The sequence below is a fragment of the Paenibacillus hubeiensis genome, assembly GCF_032334105.1.
Classification (GTDB): Bacteria; Bacillota; Bacilli; order Paenibacillales; family Paenibacillaceae; genus Paenibacillus; species Paenibacillus hubeiensis.
The window spans coordinates 497,921-515,238 of sequence record NZ_JAVYAE020000003.1 but is presented as its reverse complement, the minus strand read 5'-3'; the positions used below and the strand labels follow the sequence as shown (position 1 = coordinate 515,238).

The window sequence follows — 17,318 nt, the reverse complement described above, 5'->3', positions numbered from 1 at the left end:
CCCTAATCCAGCTTTCTCTTCCTGGACATTTTGGGCCTCGTCAGTTCGAAACTGTGCCGGACCAACTCTTGTATATCGTCATCCGGCAATTCGCCGTCCAGATAGACCGTGTTCCAATGTGCCTTGTTCATGTGATATCCCGGCGTAACGTCCTTGAACATGCCGCGCAGGAAATCCGCGCGTTCAGGTTCACATTTCAGATTGACGCATGGACGACCGCCCAGCTCCATAATGAGCGCAAACATTTTTTTGTTCCCGGCGTGGCGCATCGTAGTGGATTCAGGGCCAAAAGGATGGTCTTCGTAAGCGCCGAGAAAGGTCAGGCAATATTCGACGAGTTCGTCTTTTGTCATGGGTGATCGCCTCCATATGTATAAGGATGATTGATCATCATTATATCAGAATGCGCGTGTTCGGTTTGCAGTGAATCAATGACGTTGGAATAAGAAAAGGGAGGGTTTGCGTCGTTCGCAAGCCTCCCTTTTTACATATCACGCTCTAATAGACATCTTTGGCGTATCGTTTGGAACGAAGCATGTCTTTGACGTAGGATTCTGCCTCGTCCCTGCTCATTCCACCATGCTTCTGAATAATATTATGCAGCGTGGCATCGACTTCCTTGGCCATTCTGGAAGCATCCCCGCAAACGTAGAAGTGGGCGCCTTCCTCAAGCCATTTCCATAATTCCGCTCCATGCTCCAGCATGCGGTCCTGAACGTAGATTTTTTTCTCCTGATCCCGGGAAAACGCCGTATCCAAACGGTGGAGGTACCCGCTGCGCTTCATCGATTCCAGCTCATCCTCGTAGTAGAAATCGGCCGCTGCACGCTGCTCGCCAAAGATCAGCCAGTTCCTGCCCGTGGCTTCCTGGGCTTGCCGTTCCTGCAAAAATCCGCGGAACGGACCGATGCCGGTGCCTGGACCGACCATAATCATCGGAGCTTCCGGATTTGCCGGCGGCCTGAAGTGGGTGGATTTTTGCACGAATATGCGAACCTCGCCGCCTTGCTGGGCTCGATCGGCCAAATATGCCGAACATACGCCGTGTCTTCGTGCTTCGTTGCATTTGTAACGAACCGTGGATACCGTAATATGCACCGTCTCGGGATCGGCCAGATAACTTGACGAAATAGAGTAGAAACGGGGCTGGAGAGGCTTCAGAATGGATAACAGCTCTTCCGTGTTTAGCCGGATCGGAAATTGCTGTAAGACATCGGCAATCTGGCGGCCCCATAGCCACTGCCTCAATGGTTCCTTGTCATCATCCCGGATAAGGCGCTTCAAGGTCTCATCTCCGGAGCGCTCTTGCACGAATTGCAAAAATCCGGGGGTGATGCGCGCAATTTCAAGATGTTTGAGCAGCGCCTCCGATAGCGGGATTTCCCGATCTTTAATATTCACCAGAGTTGTGGAATCAAGCCCGGTCGCCTGCAAAATTTCTTCGACCAGCGAAGGGCAGTTGACGGGCCAGACGCCGAGCGCATCGCCTGCTTCATAATGAAAGCCCGTGTCGGAAATATCGAATGCATAATGGCGGGTTTCTTTCTCGGAGCCTTCGCCGCTTAACAACCGGTTCGAAACAATGCGTGTATGCAAAGGGTGATTGCGATCGTACGTTTTCAAGGTGCCTTCGTGCAAAGGAGCTTCCTTCACCTTGATTTCGATCTTTCCAATCCATGGTGCGATCTGCTGTTCGAAATCGGTATCGCAATCGACCCGGTCCGTCAGCCTTGAAGCGCCGAGCTGTTCCAGCCTCGCATCCAGGTTCCGGGCGAACCCGCAGAATTCATCGTAGCTGGAGTCGCCCAAGCCCAGGACGGCATAGCGTAAACCGTGTAAACGCGGAGCGTTATCCGACTTCAGCGCATGCCAGAAGGCTTCGCCGTTATCCGGCGGGTCGCCGGCTCCAAAGGTGCTTGAAATGAACACCGCGTTTTGTTCGGAGGCCAAGTCTGCAATCCCGTATTCGTTCATGCATACAAGCCGGGTATCCAGCCCTGCTGCTCGGAATTTGCGGCTGCACTCGTTCGCCACGTCCTCCGCATTGCCGGTTTGGGAGGCCCATAACAGGGTCAATTTGGGTTTAGCGGAATCCGTCTCGCCCGTTTGCTCGGGCATTGTGGCAGTTGCGGAGGCTTCGGCATAAGGACTCATTAAAGGAAGCAGGTTCGTTTCCGGAAGCTGGGTGCGCGAGAACATGCCAGCCAGCAGTCCGTCCAGCCATAACTTTTTGGAAGGCTCGACAGGGGCGGTATGGGGCAATACCGGCACGCCGGAGGGAGCTATGGCTTCATCCGCACGCAAACTGGCAATGAAACCGGCGAGATAGATTTTCTCATGACCATCCAAGGTCATGTCCGGCGAGGCGGGGATGCCTAATAGATCGGCAAGCGTATCGACCTTAGCCATATACTTTTCCTCCTTTTGCAAATGGTTCATGGTGTCGGCAGCATCGCGAGAGAATTCCCTGCCTCGGGGCGAAGCAGGATGACTCGTTGTTTGATCCGCAACAACCGTAAGGGAAACCGCGCTGTATTTGAACTCGGGTTGGAGAGACACCGGATCGATGGCATCGCTCGTCACCGCGTTAATGGCGAGATGTTCGCCGAATGCATCATTCCAATGAAACGGCGCGAAACAGCTGCCGGGCATGACGCGATCCGTAATGACGGCAGGCAGGATCGCATGCCCGCGGCGCGATTGGATGTGGACGCGATCCGATTCGCGGACGCCTAACGCTGCTGCATCTTCGGGATGGATTTCGATGAAAGGGCCGGGATTCAGCTTGTTCAGCTTGGCGATCTTCCCGGTTTTGGTCATGGTGTGCCATTGGTGCTGCAATCGTCCCGTATTTAAGACAAAAGGGAATTCGCTGTCCGGCAGCTCTGCGGGCGGGGCATATGGCCGGGCCCAAAACACGGCTTTGCCGCTATCGGTGGCGAACGAGAGGGAGGGGAGGCTCCCGTCCTCGTTTTCCCGCAGCTTCTGGCTGATTCCATCGTTCAGATACCGTATCGGGTTACGCGTCTGATCCGATTGGGGGGCGCTGGGCCACTGTACGGGCGCCTCGCGCAATCGCTCGTATGAAGCGCCGCGGATATCGTAACCGGTTTTGGGGTTCCAGGCTTGCTGGATTTCGCGGTAAACATCGGCCGAACTTGCGTAGGTGAACGCATCCGAAAATCCCATCTCGCACGCGACCTCGGCAATGATCTTCCAATCGGGAAGCGCCTCGCCGGGAGGATCGACCGCTTTCCTCATCAGCGTCACATTGCGCTCGGAATTGATCATCACGCCTTCGGCTTCGGCCCACAGCGCGCCGGGAAGCATAATATCCGCGTACGCGTTGGTTTCGTTGTTCAGGAACGCATCCTGCGTAATAACCAATTCGGCTGCCTGAAGCGCTGCAATGACGTTGCTGCGGTTTGCGACCGTGGCGACCGGGTTCGTGCAAATGATCCAGCATGCTTTGATATCGCCGGCTTGCATGCTCTGGAACATGGAAATCGTGCCTGTACCCACTTCCGTACGGATCGTGCCGCGGGGGATGTTCCACAGGTCTTCCATGAAATGGCGTTCTGCTTCAACAAGCACGGATCGCTGGCCTGGAAGACCCGGACCCATGTATCCCATTTCGCGGCCTCCCATGGCATTCGGTTGCCCGGTGAGGGAGAAGGGGCCGCTTCCGGGACGGCATATTTTGCCTGTAGCCAGATGTAAGTTGCATATCGCATTGGTATGCCACGTACCGTGCGTGCTCTGGTTAAGGCCCATCGTCCAACAGCTCATCCATTCGGGGGATTCGCCGATCCATTGGGCTGCCAGGCGAATATCCGCTTCGGGAATGCCAGTGATTGCGGCCACTTTGTCCGGCGTGTAATCGTCAAGGAATTCGGGCATGCTCTCCCAGCCCGCCGTGAATCGGGAGATGAAATCCTGATCGGTGTGCCCGTTGTGCACGAGCAGATACAAGATTCCGTTAAGCAGGGCGAGATCCGTTCCCGGCTTAATTTGCATGTAGAGGTCTGCCTTGTCGGCGGTCGCGTTGCGGCGTGGATCGACGACGATCAGTTTGGCGCCGGCTTTGACGCGATCCATGACTCTCAGAAACAAGATGGGATGGCAGTCGGCCATGTTGGCTCCGATGACGAAAAACAGATTCGTGCGGTCCATATCTTCATAAGAACCCGGAGGACCGTCCGCGCCGAGCGAAAGCTTGTATCCGCTGCCGGCGCTGGCCATGCAAAGACGGGAATTGGACTCGATGTGGTTGGTGCGAATGAAACCTTTGGAAAGTTTGTTGACCAGGTACTGGGCTTCCAGCGACATTTGGCCCGACACGTAGAACGAAATGGCGTCAGGACCATGTTCGTCAAGAATAGCGCGCAACCGTCGCGCCGTTTCTTTAATGGTTTCTTTCACGTCGGCCTGAACGGGAGCTTGCCCGCGGGCAGGGCGTTGGTACGCAAACTCCATTCTGCCCGATTCAACCAAGGCCTCGGCACATGAGTTCCCTTTGGTGCACAAGCGGCCGTAATTGGCGGGATGCTCCTTGTCGCCGGTAACTTTAATGACGCGATTGCCGGATACTTCCATAACGATTCCACAACCTACGCCGCAATAAGGGCAGACACTTTTTATTTTTTCAGTCATCATCGAAATCACCATACTTGACGTGTATATGACACGGATTTTTTGTGGCATGAATGTTGTTTGATTGAAAATCCAATGTATTCGGAACTGTTTAGCTAAAATATATATCGCTTCACGATATAAGTCAATAAATTAATGTTATGTTACATGACATGGTAGTTGTGATTTTTAAAAATGAATGTTTAGAGAGGGTGGATAGGCGGTGTGTAAGTGGAATTACATAACATTATATGTTATGTATAAGTTATGTTTGAGTTGTGTCACTGAAGAAAATGAAATAAACTCTATATAGGTTGAACTAGACATTTACACGATAACGGAGAGGGCAGAAAGAATCTGAAGAAGCGAAGCGGTCTAAAAGCTTTCTGAAAGAAAGCTGCATCGGAAGCATAAGCTTCACCGGATTTTGCCTTTGAAAAAAGGAGATCAAAAAAAATCTGGGGATAACAGGGATCGGAAGATGGTTCTGACTACGTAGTGACTCCGTGTAAAAATCATCGGTTCAACTTATATAGATAATGATCTCGGTTGAAGGAGTTTTTCGATGTCCATGAATCCATTGCCCAAACATATTTATGAGCAGCTTGCCATGTTCCGCTATCGCATTCGCAAGTTCATTCGGTTCAGCGAGGAGGCCGCACGAAGCAAAGGACTTACCCCGCAGTATCATCAATTAATGCTCTCGATTATGGGATTTCCTGATCGCGAGCATGCTACGCCGACAGAACTGGCCGAACGGCTTCAAATTACGCCGCACGCTTGCGTCGAGTTGGTCAAACGATGCGAGGAACTTGGCCTGGTAAGCCGATTCCCCAACGAACAGGACAAACGCAGCACGTTCATTCGGCTGACGGAACACGGAATGGAATTGTTGGCCGAATTGTCGGAGATTCATATGGAAGAGCTGAAACGGGCTGGTTTGCTGGAATTTCAAGGGCTTTAGGCGGTTTCGGTCGCGCGGCTTGAGGCTGGACGGAGAACGAAGAAAAGATGAGGGAGGGACAAGTCGCGGCGCGAATGCCGACCGTTCATGTGTCAGGAGATAAAAAGGGAGCCACTGAATGCTAACGTTCAGTGGCTTTTTCGGCATGCTGCACGGATGGAAGCCGGCCCGATAACAGCGCTCCGCCGCTCGGGTCGTTGCCTGCCGCAAGCTCGCCTCCGTGCCGCCGGATGATGCGCTCGGAAATGGTCATGCCCAGGCCGCTGCCTCCGGTAGCCCGGTTCCGGGACATTTCGCCCCGAAACAAAGGCTCGAAGAGCCGACCTAGTTCCTCCGGGGCAAACCCCGGTCCGGTATCCCGGATCGTAAACCAGACCTGATCGTTCGCGGAGCCGCACTCCATGCTGACCTTTCCATGATCAGGCGTGTATCTCACGGCATTATCCAGCAAATTGCTTATCGCACGTTCCAGCAGATGAGCGTCGCCGCGAACGATGCACGCTTCCGCGGAACGTACCACGAGCGTTACGTTCTTTTGCCGGGCGAACGGCTCCACGCTATCCGCCGATTGCTGCAGGACCGTGCGCAGGTTGACGATTTCCTTGACAATCGCGCCTTCGCCGTAATCCATTTTGGCAAACGTAAACAAATCCTCGACCAAACGATGCAGCTGGGACGCTTTTTCTTTGCAGACGGCTACATACTTTGCCGTTTTCTCGGGCGACTGGGCAATGCCGAGCTGCAGTCCGTCAAGGTACCCGCGCAGCGCGAACAGGGGGGTTCTGAGATCATGCGCCACGGCGGCAATGACGAACCTGCGCTCTTCTTCGAGCTTCGTTTGCTGGAGATTAGACTTCTTCAGTCCTTGCACCATCTCATCGAAGGCATCCCTGACATCGGCGATTTCTTTAATGCGGGAAGCAGGCATCGGCACGTCCCATTCCCCGCTGGCGAGCAGCCGCACGGATGCGCTAAGCTTCTCAAGAGGTTTGATCAAATAACGCCGCATTTCCATGCCGATCACGAACAATGCCAGCAAAAACCCCGTGAAGATGGACCACACTTGAAGCTGGTTTGTTTTGGGGAGATACAGTTCGACCCTCCCCTTCAATCGGCCGTCTTCCATCAGCGTATACCGTTCAACGGAAGCATATCTTTTGGTTTGGTTGGCATCGGAACGATAGATCTCCTGGCCGGATGCCGAGAACAGGGAAACATTCATGTTTGCGTGATCCAACAGGCCTTTCAGCTGGGCTTGCCAATCGAATGCACTCCACCGTTCCGTATTCCTTTCGATCTGTTCAACGATTTCGTTCTGCTGCCTTTGCTGCTCTTCATTCGGCAGCGGGGCGACGGAAAATCTGAACGTCCCGGATTCGATGTAATGTGCGGTCACAAACAGGAGCCAGGGCAGTAGCAGGATGAACAACAGAAAAAGCAGCATGAGTTTACGAATCCGAAGCGTTCTCACGAGATCCTCCTTCAAAGCGATATCCCACGCCCCATACGTTGACCAGAAGCTGTGGATTCGCGGGATCTGCCTCGATTTTCTCGCGCAGACGGCTTAAATGCACCCGTACCGTGTGCCTGTCGCCGATGCCGCCCCAAAACTTGTCCAGCAGTTGATCATACGTAAATACTTGCTTCGGATGCTGAGCGAACAGGAGCAGCAAATCATATTCCTTTGGCGTGAACATGACTTTGCTGCCCTCCACAAATACTTCTCTGGATGCAAGATTCAATTGCAAACGATCATATTCCAGCATAGGTTCGGCCGCGGATGGAGGAGGGGAGAAGGTACGCCTTAATACGGCCTTCACTCTGGCGACGATTTCGCCAGGCGAAGCCGTCTTCACGATATAGTCGTCGCCGCCCAGCGTGAGTCCCCTAATTTTATCGACGTCATCGCTTCTGGCACTAAGGAACAAAATCGGCACACTGCTTTCTTTGCGGATGCGGCGGCACAGATCGAAGCCGTTCTGCCCAGGCATCATGATGTCCAGAACGATGCATTGGATCGCATGCTGCCGGAGCGCGTCCCAGGCTTCGGCAGCGTTGCAAGCAGTGATGACGCGGAATTGTTCGTTTTCCAAAAAGTCCTTTAACAATTCGACAATGCTAAGGTCATCGTCGACAACAAGCACGGTGCTTGAATCAGTCATGAATATCCCACCTTCAAAACCTAGTGTAGCATGATCGCAGCGAAAACCGGTGGAAGTTTATCATTTTGTGATGATTCGTTGATGGTTTTGAGGCGGGTTTGCGTCTTCTTTCGAGAGATATCGCTGGTATGATCTTCAAAGGCACAGGGGGATCTTGCCCTGCATGACAAATCGAGATATAACAGGGAGGACGTTACTGATGTTACATGTTCAAATCGTGCTGTTCGATGGCTTTGATCTCTTGGATGCCATTGCGCCTTATGAAGTTTTTGCAGCAGCATCCATGTATGCCGAAGATGCGCTGCAAGTCGAGTTGGTTACTGCCGAAGGGCCCAGGCACGTCGCGAGCGGCACACAAGGGTTAAAGATCGAGGCGACCGCGAAACTGGAGCCTGAACGCGGCGGCATCATCCTCGTGCCGGGTGCGTCCGGCAAAGTTTCCGGGGATGGGCCGGATTCCATTCCCGTCATTCTGCATCATGCTGCAAGCACGGATATTTCTGTCCGAATCAGACAAGCATTGGAACGAGAAGACGTCTTGGTTGCCACCGTATGCGGCGGTTCGCTTTTGCTTGCCATGGCAGGTTTGCTTGAAGGCAGACATGCAGTGACACATCATATGGGCATGAAGGTTCTGGAAGCTGCCGGAGCGGTTCCTGTTCAGGCGCGCATCGTGGATGACGGCAGCCTGGTGAGTGCGGGCGGTGTGACTTCCGGGCTTGACGTTGCTTTATATTTGGTGGAACGTGCGCTCGGTCCGCGCATCGCGCATGCCGTGGAACAGTTATTTGAATTCGAACGGCGGGGAACGGTATGGAGGATGGAAGGCATGGTGCCAACGGAGGACACAGACGCGACAGGGGAAGATGAGGGAACAGCGTTCGCGCCAGTTTCTGAAGAGAGCGTACCAGACTCCGCGTCCGCCTATGAAGGAAATTGGGATGTAATCATTGCAACACCGATCGGGAAACTGGAATCCCGGCTTGCGATTCATACGGACAACGGCCGCATTCGGGGGACGGCTACGCAGGACGGCGAGACTGTGGAGCTCATCGATCCTCGCGCTCGGGAGGGCAAATTGGTATGGGGCCTTCGGGTAAACAAACCGATGAAGCTGCAGCTTCATTTCGAGGTAACTGTGCAGGGGGATGTTATGAGCGGAACCGCCAAGGCCGGTTTTTTGCCGGCATCTAAACTGACAGGCCATCGCTTGGTTTGAGTTGAGCTTCAATAGGGCCATTAGACGATAACTAGAAACGGAAAGGTTCATATATGAAAAAAACAAACATGGCTTACCGCCTTTTGGCCGGTGTCAGCATCACTTTCATTTTGTATTCGTTGGCTAGGCATTATGTGTTCGATCCGGAAGCCACCGCGTTTCTCAGTCACAAAATGGGGCTGGGGCGCGAGTTGAACCTCCCGGCATGGCTAAAAGTCATGTACATTCACGTCGCCTTTGCCTGTTTGGCGATGGCGGCAGGGCTGATCAATTTTTCGCGCCGCATGCTGGAGAAACAGCGGAAGTTTCACCGGATCAACGGGTACGTCTATGTCGTTTCCGTGCTGATGGTCGTGCTGACGTCCGGGTACATGGCGCCGTATTCCACTGGAGGCAGAATCAACAGCATCGCATTTAATATCATTAATCTGATTTGGCCCATCATGACGGTTACGGCCGTCGTGCAGATCAAAAAGAAACGAATCGTAAAGCACCGGAATTGGATGATCCGCAGTTATGCCTTCTGTTTTACGAACATGCTGATTCACCTGATCACGTTGCTGTTCAATGAAGGCCTCGGCATGGCTTATGCGAGCAGTTATACATACGGTGTGTATGGCAGCCTCGTTCTGTTATTGATCATTCCGGAAACGATCATCCGGATTCTGGATAAGACCGGCAGCGACAAAACCATCGGAACCTACGAATCGTAGGCTTCGATGGTTTTTGTTGTTGAACTCTAGCTGCATCACTTGTCATTGCGATATTGCAGCGGTGATGCCCCCGTCCAGCGCTTGAATTGGCGGCTGAAGTGGGACGCGTTTTTGTAGCCCAGCCGCTTGCTGATCATCTGGATCGACATTTGCGTATCTTTGATGAGCGCCTTGGCTTCTTTCAGCTTTAATTGGGATAAATACTCGCGCGGCGAAATGCCATATACATTTTTGAACACCTCATATCCATAACCGGAACTAAGTCCAATGGAGTGCATCACCTTTTCAATGCGCAGTGTTTCGCTAAGCTCGTAGTATTCGGGTTGAAGGCTCTGTTTTTTGAACGCGGATTTGATCCGTTCGGCAATTTCCTTGGCGTAGAGCGATGCGTTTACATTGGCGCCCGATGCTGCTTCATTGGTTCGGTTCGTGATCGAGTGAAGCATGAGCAGCAGCTCCGAAAGCACGATCTGGATTTGCATTTTGGTGTAAAATCCAGTCTTGCTGCTGCCGGCATCAATGATGCCGATCCACTTCAGCACAATGTCCTGCAACCCTCGATTTTCCGGGGAACCGTTCTTGTAATGGATTTCGCAGTGCTGAATCATGTCCCTGACGAATTCGGGATCGTCAATTTTGAAGTGGGCGCAAAAGTATGTCATGCCATTCTCGTCATCACACGAAATTTCGTGGACGAAGCCTGGAGGAATGATGAGCACGTCGCCAGTCTGCACATGGTACATATCATGATCGAAGGTCGTATATTGACTGCCTGCCAAAACGTAAATGATCTCGAAAGCGGCATGGGAGTCGGGGGGCACGTGCCATCCGGGATCGACCTGTTGGGAGTGGGCGCCAAAAAAATTGAGGTTCCAGTCGAGCACCGGAAGCCGATGGGCCTGCGCCAAAAAATGCTTCGTATTTGACATGTCATCACCTTTGATTTGGGTCAAAAATTTTTTTGACATCCGTAACTTGAAAACATTATATCGTGGATGATGTACAATGTCAGCAGAGCGCTTACATGCGCATGCAGCAAAGCAGCCTCCCAGGAGGCTGCTTTGTGGCCGATGGATGCCGGAATGTTTCCCGCGCAATCGGTTATTTCGTTTTCCTGGTTTCCGTAATGACGAGCAGAGCACCGAACAGGATCAGGACAGCTCCGATCCAGAACATAACACCGATCGTTTCTCCCAATAGAAGCCACCCGAGCAGCGTTCCGACAAGAGGCTGGAAGAAGAAAAACAGGCCTCCGCCCGAAACGTTCAACAACTGTAATCCCCGATTCCAAAGCAGGAATCCGCCTGCGGTCGAAACAATCCCCAAGTACAATATGCCGCCCCATATGGTCGGATGGGCCATTTGGGATACATCCAGCTCATGCAATCGTGGAATGACAAACGGAGTCAGAATAATAATGGCCACCAGTATGGCGTAGGTAATCACCACGATCTGGGAATAATCCGTCGGAACACGTTTCACCAATACGGACATAAGCGCCCAAGTCACAGCCGCAGCGAGCAGGAAAATTCCGCCGAGTTGGCTGGAATATTCCAATGCGCCTACCCCGATAATCAGTATGACTCCAACGGTCGCAAGCAAAATGGACAACCCTTGTCGCAAAGACATGCGTTCTTTCAGGATGAGCCAAGCGAAAATAACCATAAATGCCGGCGTTGATGAGGTGATGATGGCGCCCATTTGGGCCGATGACAGCATTGTGCCGGCTTCTTGAGCCACAATCGAAATGGCATGTCCAATGACTCCAATGGCCATAATGAGCAGGAAATCACGCGGACGAATCCGCCAGTTCTGTTTGGTGGCCACGCCGGCAATGATAAGCGCAACGATTGCTACCAAGTACCGCAGCCAAACCAGTTCAAGCGGTGGCACAACGGATACGACCACTTTGACCACAACGTACATGCCGCCCCAGATGCTGGCAGCCAAAGCCAAATAAATAGAACCCCATAAGGTTTTGTTCATTTCAATTTTCCCTCCGTATGATTAAGGTCTATGAAGGCCTTAACGGAGAGGAGGATCACCTTCGCTCCATTAAGGACGGAAGGATCCTGCAGGCACGTCATTCTCGAACAAAGGAGCTAGAAACATTCGCTTTCACCTCTAGGATACAAAATAGTGTGACATCTATAGTAGCAAAGATCACTGCTAATGAACAGCAGCGACGTTAGCATTGCGCGACAAGATCTCTCTCGTACCTTATGCCGTGGGCACACCGAGGTACTCCGTTTCGTAGATTTCCTGCACCCGGTCCAAAACGCTCTGTGCTTGATCTTCGAATTTTAAGTCGGCAATGCGTCCTTTAAGCAAAAATACGCCGCTCTCACCGCGATGTTGGCCCATCGCGCCGTCATAGAGCAAGCCGGCCCCATGGCTTGGCGGCGAGAAAAAGAGCTTCATCAGCGGTTTAACCAATAAAGGCAATCCGGAATCTTTATCTTTTCGGAGCGTGTTGTTGCTTCCGGGATCGACGCTGCGAATGGAAATGCCTTCTTTCGCCAGCTGCGGCGCAATATTTTTGGTCCAAAGGGAAAGCGCCAACTTGGACGCTGCGTATGGACCGAGCAATTTTTTGAACGTTTGCGGCCGCTCCAGAATGTCGACATGGATAGCCTTCACGTATTTTAAGGCGGAAGACGACGTATTGATCACCGTTTTTAAATCCCCGTTCGCCAAAAGCGCTTTGAGCTCCATCATGATGATATACGGAACGACGGTCATTAGCTCATAGTGTTTTTCCCGTCCTTGCGGAGAATATGCCAGTTCGGGGAAGGAGCCGCCTGCATTGTTGAACAGTACATCGATTCGTTCTTCTTTGGTCTTGATCTCGTTCAACGTCGTTCTTAAGCTGCGATAATCGGACAGATCGGCGGTTTTGTAGATGCGCAGCGATCCGTTTGCGATGGCCTTATGAAGCTCAGTTTCTTCTTGAGGGATGTTTGAACGGTTTATGGCAATGACTTGCCATTGGTCGGAAATCAGTTTGCGTGCCAACTCCAATCCAATTCCGGCACTTGCGCCGGTAATCAATGCAATATGTTGTCGGTCTTTAGCGTTTGTCGTTTGTTTCATGTATGTTTCCTCCTAGTGTAGGGGTTGCTCCCTCTGATAGCGACGATTGTATAAGTTGGTGTCGACTCCAAGTCAAGCGTGTGGCAAATTATTTTTTAAAAGGGTTCAAAACTTGACTTGGAGTCAGCTCCAAGATATATAATGCACTCAGGTAAGGATTGGGAGGTAACGGAATGATAACGAGAGAGACATATACGATCAAACAAACGGCGGAGCTAACGGGTATCACGCAAGACACGATCCGATATTATGAAAAAATCGGGCTGCTGCCCCGCGCGGAACGCAAAGAAAACGGGCACCGCGAATACCGGCAGGAGGCCATAAGCACCATCCAGCTTATTTCCTGCCTCAAAAAAACAGGCATGCCGCTCGAAGAAATGAAGCCGTTTTTGACGGTGAACGCTGACGCCGATCCGGCGGACTATCCTGAACTCGTGGAGCGGCTGGTCCAGCACAGGGAAAATATCGTCAGCCAAATGGCGGCGCTGCAGCAGGTCGTCGATTTTATCGACATGAAGCTTGACCAGGGAAAGATGCGGAAGGACTGCACCGCGGTTCAAGGGGATGGCTTTACCCGGGAGTCGGGGGGAGAGAGCGTCGGACCCAAGGTCTCGCCCGCTGAGATGCGTTATTTTACGGGAACGCCGGGATACCCAAAGTTTAAGCGGATGATATGATGTTTTGGATACGAGATAATCTTGCTGCAAAAAACATTCAATATCCGGGGAGGTTTTTTCCGTGGACGAGCTCTACCAAAAAACAAGAAAGTTTAACGTTTCCGACTATCGTTCTCTGTTGCATCGACTGGTGGATGAGGCGCAGCAGCATATGGAACAAGGCAGTACGGAACATAAAGTATTTGGTGAGAAACTATATCGATGCATCGAAGCACAAGTGAATGCGATTGAACAAGAACGACTTCAAGCCGAACAGCTGCAAACGACGGTTCACATCATTTTCAGCCTCTCGGATGCCGGTTCTTTGAAAGTGACGCTGAGCAAGCTGGGAAAACGGCAGGAATGTTGTGTGCTCGCATTCAATGACATGTTTTCCGTGGGCCCCATCAAGGATTTGCATACCCTAAGAGGGCAGCAGGCTCGGCAAGCCTGGATCGCGGAGAATGATCCGGAGTATCTTTTCTCGGTCCGACATAATGCCGCTAACGAAATCGGGGCGATGATGGATACGTTGCGAAATATTCCCGAAAGCAAGAAGGTAATCATTTGGTGCGCGGATAACGCCCATGATCAGACCGGACTCCGTTTTGCATTGTATGTGCTTAGGGAGCGCAAAAACGTAATCCATATCGCGAATGTGACACATGCTTGCAAGGAAATGGGAACGAATTGGGATGAGGAAGCTGCTCCCTATGCGGCGGCACATATCGAACGTGATACATATGTTGAAATGGTGAAAAACTATGGGGAGGGGTACGCTCTGAACCGTGCCGAAAGGATCGCATTGGAAGCGGAGTGGGAAGAATTGGCCGGTCAGGATCATATCCTGCGTTTATGGAAAAATGGGTCGATCATAGGTTGCGAGGAAGAAGACCTTGATGATGTTATTGTATCTTCCATGGTTGAACTGCAGCGCCACCAGGAAAATTCGGGCGCATTTGTTGAGGCTGCTGATCTGGTCATTCATGTTTTGAATTCGATCCGGCAAAGGGTAACCCTTACGTTCATAACCCATCGAATTTGGAAATTAGTCAGCGAGGGCGTGTTTGTTTTCCGGGGAATACCAGGACAGCTGCATCAATTTTCATTACGTTTAATGGGAGAGAAGTGAGGAGGGGATACAATAGACACAATATAAGAGGAGGTGTTGACAGAAGTTTCTCTTAATTCTATAATTCAATTAATCAATTGAATATATAATGATGGTTAAGGGGGATTTATTTTATGGGAGCAACAGCGCTGAATAAAGATACGTTTGAACCAACGATCCAGAGCGGAGTAACCCTGGTCGATTTTTGGGCACCTTGGTGCGGACCATGCCAGGTTCAACTACCGATCGTGCATGAGCTGGCTGACGAATTGGCCGAGCAAGCGACGATGGCTACGGTGAACATTGACGAGGAATTGGATCTGGCCTCCAAATACGGCGTTCGAAGCATTCCCACCTTGCTGTTGTTCAAGGATGGCAAGCTGATGAAAACGATGGTAGGCATTACTTCCAAACAGGTGCTCAAAGACCAAATTAAAGAATTGGGAGCATAATTCAGTATGGGCCATGTTCTGGAACTGGGCTCCATTGGTGAAGTGCATGAATTCGTTCAAAACCACCGTTTGAGCATATTATATGTGACCCAGGAAGATTGCTCGGTGTGCCATGCCATTTACCCGAAACTGTTGAAATTGAACGATGAATTTCCCGAAGCCAAGCTGGGGCGGGTCGATGCTGGCAAAGTAAAGGAGGTTGCGGGGGAATTTTTGATTTTCTCGGCGCCTGCCATATCGGTATTTCTTGATGGGAAAGAGTATATTCGTGAAGGACGTTTTGTTCAATTCGATGATTTGACAAGCCGGCTGGAGCTGCTATCCAGCACCGAATAACACGCTTTAGCCGGATGATACACAAAAAGACTTCAAGCTATTCACTGGGATAGTCTTGAAGTCTTTTTATGCTGCGATCGATGAAATTCCCCGGTTTGTTCGTCTGCGCCGCTTGGTTGTAATCCGTTCCCGGGTTAACGTTTCATTTTCAATGTACTTCAAAATGCTCCTGCCATTCATTGAATCCTTCTTCCATACGAAAAGCTCTGAAGCCTTCGGATTGCAGTTTTTTCGCCGCCAACGCAGAATACACGCACAAAGGTCCGCGGCAATAGGCAACGATCTCCGTATGTTTGGGCAATTCGCTCATCAGAACGTCCAAATTCTCCATAGGCATGGAGATGGCCCCTGCAATATGTCCCATGTCGTACTCTTCTTGAGGACGCAGGTCAACCAGTACAATGTCCTCGGAACGCAGTTTCTCCATGACTTCGTCCATCGTCAGCGTGCGAATGTCGTCGAGATTGTTCAGGAAATCCTCTTTCATCTTTCCGATATCAGGCAGCTGTTTTTCGCTGATTTTCCATAATGAACCGAGAAAATCGATAATTTCGGGATCGGCCAAAGAATAAATGGCGTAGGTTCCTTTTTTCGTGAACTTAACCAGCTTGGCATCAAGCAATATCTGAAGGTGACGGGAAACGTTCGCCATGTTCATGTCCGTGCAGCCAGCCAATTTTTCGACGGTTTTGGGTCCTTGGGACAATACGTTTAACATCTCCAGCCGCTTGTCGCTGGATAAAGCTTTTCCGATTCTGGCCAATTGTTTATAGAGGTCTTCTTTGAAAAGTCGCGCGCATTTCAGCATGTCTTCCATATGATCAGCCTCGATTCTTATCGTATCGTGAACTATGGGGGATGTCCCATAAGTTGATCAATCCATTGATTATTAGAATTTTAAACATGAAACGGAAGAGAGTCAAGCAAAGCGGGGGAGATGCGGATTGACGAATGGTAATATTCAATTATATAATTGAATATTTGGTAGATGACGATCATACGAAAACAGGGAGGTATTCCTATGAAAAAAATAAGTTCGAAATCCGAATTCGATACAGCGATCCAGTCGTCCAAACTTACGGTTGCGGTTTTTAAAGCAGACTGGTGCAGTGATTGCAAATTTATCGATCCGTTTATGCCGGAAGTGGAGCAAAAATTCGCCGATGCGCTGAATTTGATCGAGGTGGATGTGGATCAGGTTGGTTCAGTGAGCGAAGAGCAGCGCATTATGGGCATTCCCAGCTTTGTTGCCTATGCAGACGGTGCCGAGTTGAACCGGTTCGTCAACAAGTTGCGCAAATCGCGGGAGGAAATCGAGACGTTTTTGCAAAGCGCGGTGGAGGCAGGGCAAGCTCGTTCCTGAGACAAAGGGGACGGCTCGGCTCGCGGCCTAATTTAATATATCTTGACATGCTTAAACGACCGTTTCTTCGATATAAGGAAACGGTCGTTTCTATATGATGCATTCCATGTAATCCACAAAAAACATCCACACGTTAACGGAGAGATAGAGCCAATCTGGGGATAACGGCGATCGGAAGATGGTACTGCGCTCGCAGTGCCCTGATGGGATTTATTATTACGGTTTATATATGTACTAATTTGTATCGATATGAAAAATGCCAATCTCATTGTAATGCTCCAGCTTATAATCGATTGTGCCAAGACTGCAGTTCAGCATGTCCATTTGCTTCAAAATGTGCAGCCGATGCTGCTCCAGCATCTCCTTTCGCTGTTCGCTGGTGGAGGAACCCTCCAGGCATAACAGCATAAATGCTTTGATGTCCTCCAGAGACATGCCGCTGTCCTTCAGGCAGCGGACCAATTCCAGCCAGCATATATCCATCTCGGAATATTTGCGGGTGCCGTATTCCGTCTTTTTCAATAAAGGCATCAATCCTGCCCGGTCGTAGAAGCGCAATGTGGAAGGCGGCAGTTGGGTGCGTTCCGCGGCTTGTTTGATCGTATATTCCACGCAAA

At 51.0% G+C, this 17,318-nt stretch carries 17 protein-coding genes; 8 read left to right on the top strand and 9 right to left on the bottom strand.

The genetic code is table 11. The annotated features are described in order from the left end of the window. Nucleotides 1-2 precede the first annotated feature (2 nt). Complete coding sequence (locus RSX24_RS12345) at nucleotides 3-353, bottom strand: MmcQ/YjbR family DNA-binding protein (RefSeq protein ID WP_343260764.1); 351 nt, start codon at nucleotides 351-353, stop codon at nucleotides 3-5. 145 nt (nucleotides 354-498) lie between these two features. Further along, nucleotides 499-4,653, bottom strand: a complete 4,155-nt coding sequence (locus tag RSX24_RS12340; RefSeq protein WP_343260763.1) for a sulfite reductase subunit alpha — start codon at nucleotides 4,651-4,653, stop codon at nucleotides 499-501. A gap of 544 nt (nucleotides 4,654-5,197) precedes the next feature. Here RSX24_RS12340 and RSX24_RS12335 point away from each other — a divergent pair. Then, nucleotides 5,198-5,596, top strand: coding sequence for a MarR family winged helix-turn-helix transcriptional regulator (locus tag RSX24_RS12335; RefSeq protein WP_236417017.1), 399 nt, complete (start codon nucleotides 5,198-5,200; stop codon nucleotides 5,594-5,596). Nucleotides 5,597-5,717: 121 nt separating this feature from the next. On the opposite strand, the gene RSX24_RS12330 is transcribed toward RSX24_RS12335, so the two are convergent. Together RSX24_RS12330 and RSX24_RS12325 are read right to left on the bottom strand one after the other, a co-directional pair. Then, nucleotides 5,718-7,067 carry a sensor histidine kinase gene (locus RSX24_RS12330; RefSeq protein ID WP_343260762.1) on the bottom strand — a complete coding sequence of 450 codons (1,350 nt, stop codon included), beginning with the start codon at nucleotides 7,065-7,067 and terminating at the stop codon, nucleotides 5,718-5,720. Beyond that, the gene (locus RSX24_RS12325; protein WP_236417021.1) at nucleotides 7,045-7,758 is read right to left on the bottom strand and encodes a response regulator transcription factor; all 714 of its coding nucleotides are present in this window, start codon (nucleotides 7,756-7,758) and stop codon (nucleotides 7,045-7,047) included. The genes RSX24_RS12330 and RSX24_RS12325 overlap by 23 nt, the downstream gene beginning before the upstream one ends. A 199-nt stretch (nucleotides 7,759-7,957) precedes the next feature. On the opposite strand from RSX24_RS12325, the gene RSX24_RS12320 reads away from it, so the two are divergent. Further along, nucleotides 7,958-8,977 (top strand): DJ-1/PfpI family protein, encoded by a 1,020-nt coding sequence (locus tag RSX24_RS12320; RefSeq protein ID WP_343260761.1) that lies wholly within the window; start codon nucleotides 7,958-7,960, stop codon nucleotides 8,975-8,977. A gap of 53 nt (nucleotides 8,978-9,030) precedes the next feature. Next, complete coding sequence (locus tag RSX24_RS12315) at nucleotides 9,031-9,690, top strand: DUF2306 domain-containing protein (RefSeq protein WP_343260760.1); 660 nt, start codon at nucleotides 9,031-9,033, stop codon at nucleotides 9,688-9,690. Nucleotides 9,691-9,725: 35 nt separating this feature from the next. Here RSX24_RS12315 and RSX24_RS12310 read toward each other — a convergent pair whose 3' ends face one another. The 3 genes from RSX24_RS12310 to RSX24_RS12300 form a co-directional block, all read right to left on the bottom strand. Further along, nucleotides 9,726-10,619: an AraC family transcriptional regulator gene (locus RSX24_RS12310; RefSeq protein ID WP_236417026.1), complete on the bottom strand. Its 894-nt coding sequence runs from the start codon at nucleotides 10,617-10,619 to the stop codon at nucleotides 9,726-9,728. A 172-nt stretch (nucleotides 10,620-10,791) separates the two neighbouring features. After that, nucleotides 10,792-11,676 (bottom strand): DMT family transporter, encoded by an 885-nt coding sequence (locus RSX24_RS12305; protein ID WP_343260759.1) that lies wholly within the window; start codon nucleotides 11,674-11,676, stop codon nucleotides 10,792-10,794. Between the two features lie 234 nt (nucleotides 11,677-11,910). Beyond that, nucleotides 11,911-12,783 (bottom strand): SDR family NAD(P)-dependent oxidoreductase, encoded by an 873-nt coding sequence (locus RSX24_RS12300; RefSeq protein WP_343260758.1) that lies wholly within the window; start codon nucleotides 12,781-12,783, stop codon nucleotides 11,911-11,913. A 173-nt stretch (nucleotides 12,784-12,956) separates the two neighbouring features. On the opposite strand from RSX24_RS12300, the gene RSX24_RS12295 reads away from it, so the two are divergent. The 4 genes from RSX24_RS12295 to RSX24_RS12280 all read left to right on the top strand — a co-directional run bounded on the left by RSX24_RS12295 (nucleotide 12,957) and on the right by RSX24_RS12280 (nucleotide 15,338). Beyond that, nucleotides 12,957-13,460, top strand: coding sequence for a MerR family transcriptional regulator (locus tag RSX24_RS12295; RefSeq protein WP_343260757.1), 504 nt, complete (start codon nucleotides 12,957-12,959; stop codon nucleotides 13,458-13,460). Between the two features lie 61 nt (nucleotides 13,461-13,521). Continuing rightward, nucleotides 13,522-14,571: a DUF1835 domain-containing protein gene (locus RSX24_RS12290; RefSeq protein WP_343260756.1), complete on the top strand. Its 1,050-nt coding sequence runs from the start codon at nucleotides 13,522-13,524 to the stop codon at nucleotides 14,569-14,571. A 113-nt stretch (nucleotides 14,572-14,684) separates the two neighbouring features. Then, nucleotides 14,685-15,002, top strand: coding sequence for a thioredoxin (gene trxA, locus RSX24_RS12285; RefSeq protein WP_343260755.1), 318 nt, complete (start codon nucleotides 14,685-14,687; stop codon nucleotides 15,000-15,002). A gap of 6 nt (nucleotides 15,003-15,008) precedes the next feature. After that, the gene (locus RSX24_RS12280; RefSeq protein ID WP_343260754.1) at nucleotides 15,009-15,338 is read left to right on the top strand and encodes a thioredoxin family protein; all 330 of its coding nucleotides are present in this window, start codon (nucleotides 15,009-15,011) and stop codon (nucleotides 15,336-15,338) included. A gap of 148 nt (nucleotides 15,339-15,486) precedes the next feature. On the opposite strand, the gene RSX24_RS12275 is transcribed toward RSX24_RS12280, so the two are convergent. Then, nucleotides 15,487-16,155, bottom strand: a complete 669-nt coding sequence (locus RSX24_RS12275) for an ArsR/SmtB family transcription factor (RefSeq protein WP_343260753.1) — start codon at nucleotides 16,153-16,155, stop codon at nucleotides 15,487-15,489. A 204-nt stretch (nucleotides 16,156-16,359) separates the two neighbouring features. Here RSX24_RS12275 and RSX24_RS12270 point away from each other — a divergent pair, with 204 nt between their 5' ends. After that, the gene (locus RSX24_RS12270) at nucleotides 16,360-16,701 is read left to right on the top strand and encodes a thioredoxin family protein (protein WP_343260752.1); all 342 of its coding nucleotides are present in this window, start codon (nucleotides 16,360-16,362) and stop codon (nucleotides 16,699-16,701) included. 234 nt (nucleotides 16,702-16,935) lie between these two features. On the opposite strand, the gene RSX24_RS12265 is transcribed toward RSX24_RS12270, so the two are convergent. Beyond that, complete coding sequence (locus RSX24_RS12265) at nucleotides 16,936-17,313, bottom strand: MerR family transcriptional regulator (RefSeq protein WP_339278027.1); 378 nt, start codon at nucleotides 17,311-17,313, stop codon at nucleotides 16,936-16,938. Nucleotides 17,314-17,318 lie beyond the last annotated feature (5 nt).

What these genes read in the sequence shown, in the direction of transcription:
- RSX24_RS12335 (WP_236417017.1), top strand. Translation starts at nt 5,198, where the DNA reads ATGTCCATGAATCCATTGCCCAAACATATTTATGAGCAGCTTGCCATG.
- RSX24_RS12300 (WP_343260758.1), bottom strand. Translation starts at nt 12,783, where the DNA reads ATGAAACAAACGACAAACGCTAAAGACCGACAACATATTGCATTGATT.
- trxA (WP_343260755.1), top strand. Translation starts at nt 14,685, where the DNA reads ATGGGAGCAACAGCGCTGAATAAAGATACGTTTGAACCAACGATCCAG.
- RSX24_RS12275 (WP_343260753.1), bottom strand. Translation starts at nt 16,155, where the DNA reads ATGGAAGACATGCTGAAATGCGCGCGACTTTTCAAAGAAGACCTCTAT.
- RSX24_RS12295 (WP_343260757.1), top strand. Translation starts at nt 12,957, where the DNA reads ATGATAACGAGAGAGACATATACGATCAAACAAACGGCGGAGCTAACG.
- RSX24_RS12345 (WP_343260764.1), bottom strand. Translation starts at nt 353, where the DNA reads ATGACAAAAGACGAACTCGTCGAATATTGCCTGACCTTTCTCGGCGCT.
- RSX24_RS12340 (WP_343260763.1), bottom strand. Translation starts at nt 4,653, where the DNA reads ATGACTGAAAAAATAAAAAGTGTCTGCCCTTATTGCGGCGTAGGTTGT.
- RSX24_RS12325 (WP_236417021.1), bottom strand. Translation starts at nt 7,758, where the DNA reads ATGACTGATTCAAGCACCGTGCTTGTTGTCGACGATGACCTTAGCATT.
- RSX24_RS12280 (WP_343260754.1), top strand. Translation starts at nt 15,009, where the DNA reads ATGGGCCATGTTCTGGAACTGGGCTCCATTGGTGAAGTGCATGAATTC.
- RSX24_RS12320 (WP_343260761.1), top strand. Translation starts at nt 7,958, where the DNA reads ATGTTACATGTTCAAATCGTGCTGTTCGATGGCTTTGATCTCTTGGAT.
- RSX24_RS12305 (WP_343260759.1), bottom strand. Translation starts at nt 11,676, where the DNA reads ATGAACAAAACCTTATGGGGTTCTATTTATTTGGCTTTGGCTGCCAGC.
- RSX24_RS12315 (WP_343260760.1), top strand. Translation starts at nt 9,031, where the DNA reads ATGAAAAAAACAAACATGGCTTACCGCCTTTTGGCCGGTGTCAGCATC.
- RSX24_RS12270 (WP_343260752.1), top strand. Translation starts at nt 16,360, where the DNA reads ATGAAAAAAATAAGTTCGAAATCCGAATTCGATACAGCGATCCAGTCG.
- RSX24_RS12310 (WP_236417026.1), bottom strand. Translation starts at nt 10,619, where the DNA reads ATGTCAAATACGAAGCATTTTTTGGCGCAGGCCCATCGGCTTCCGGTG.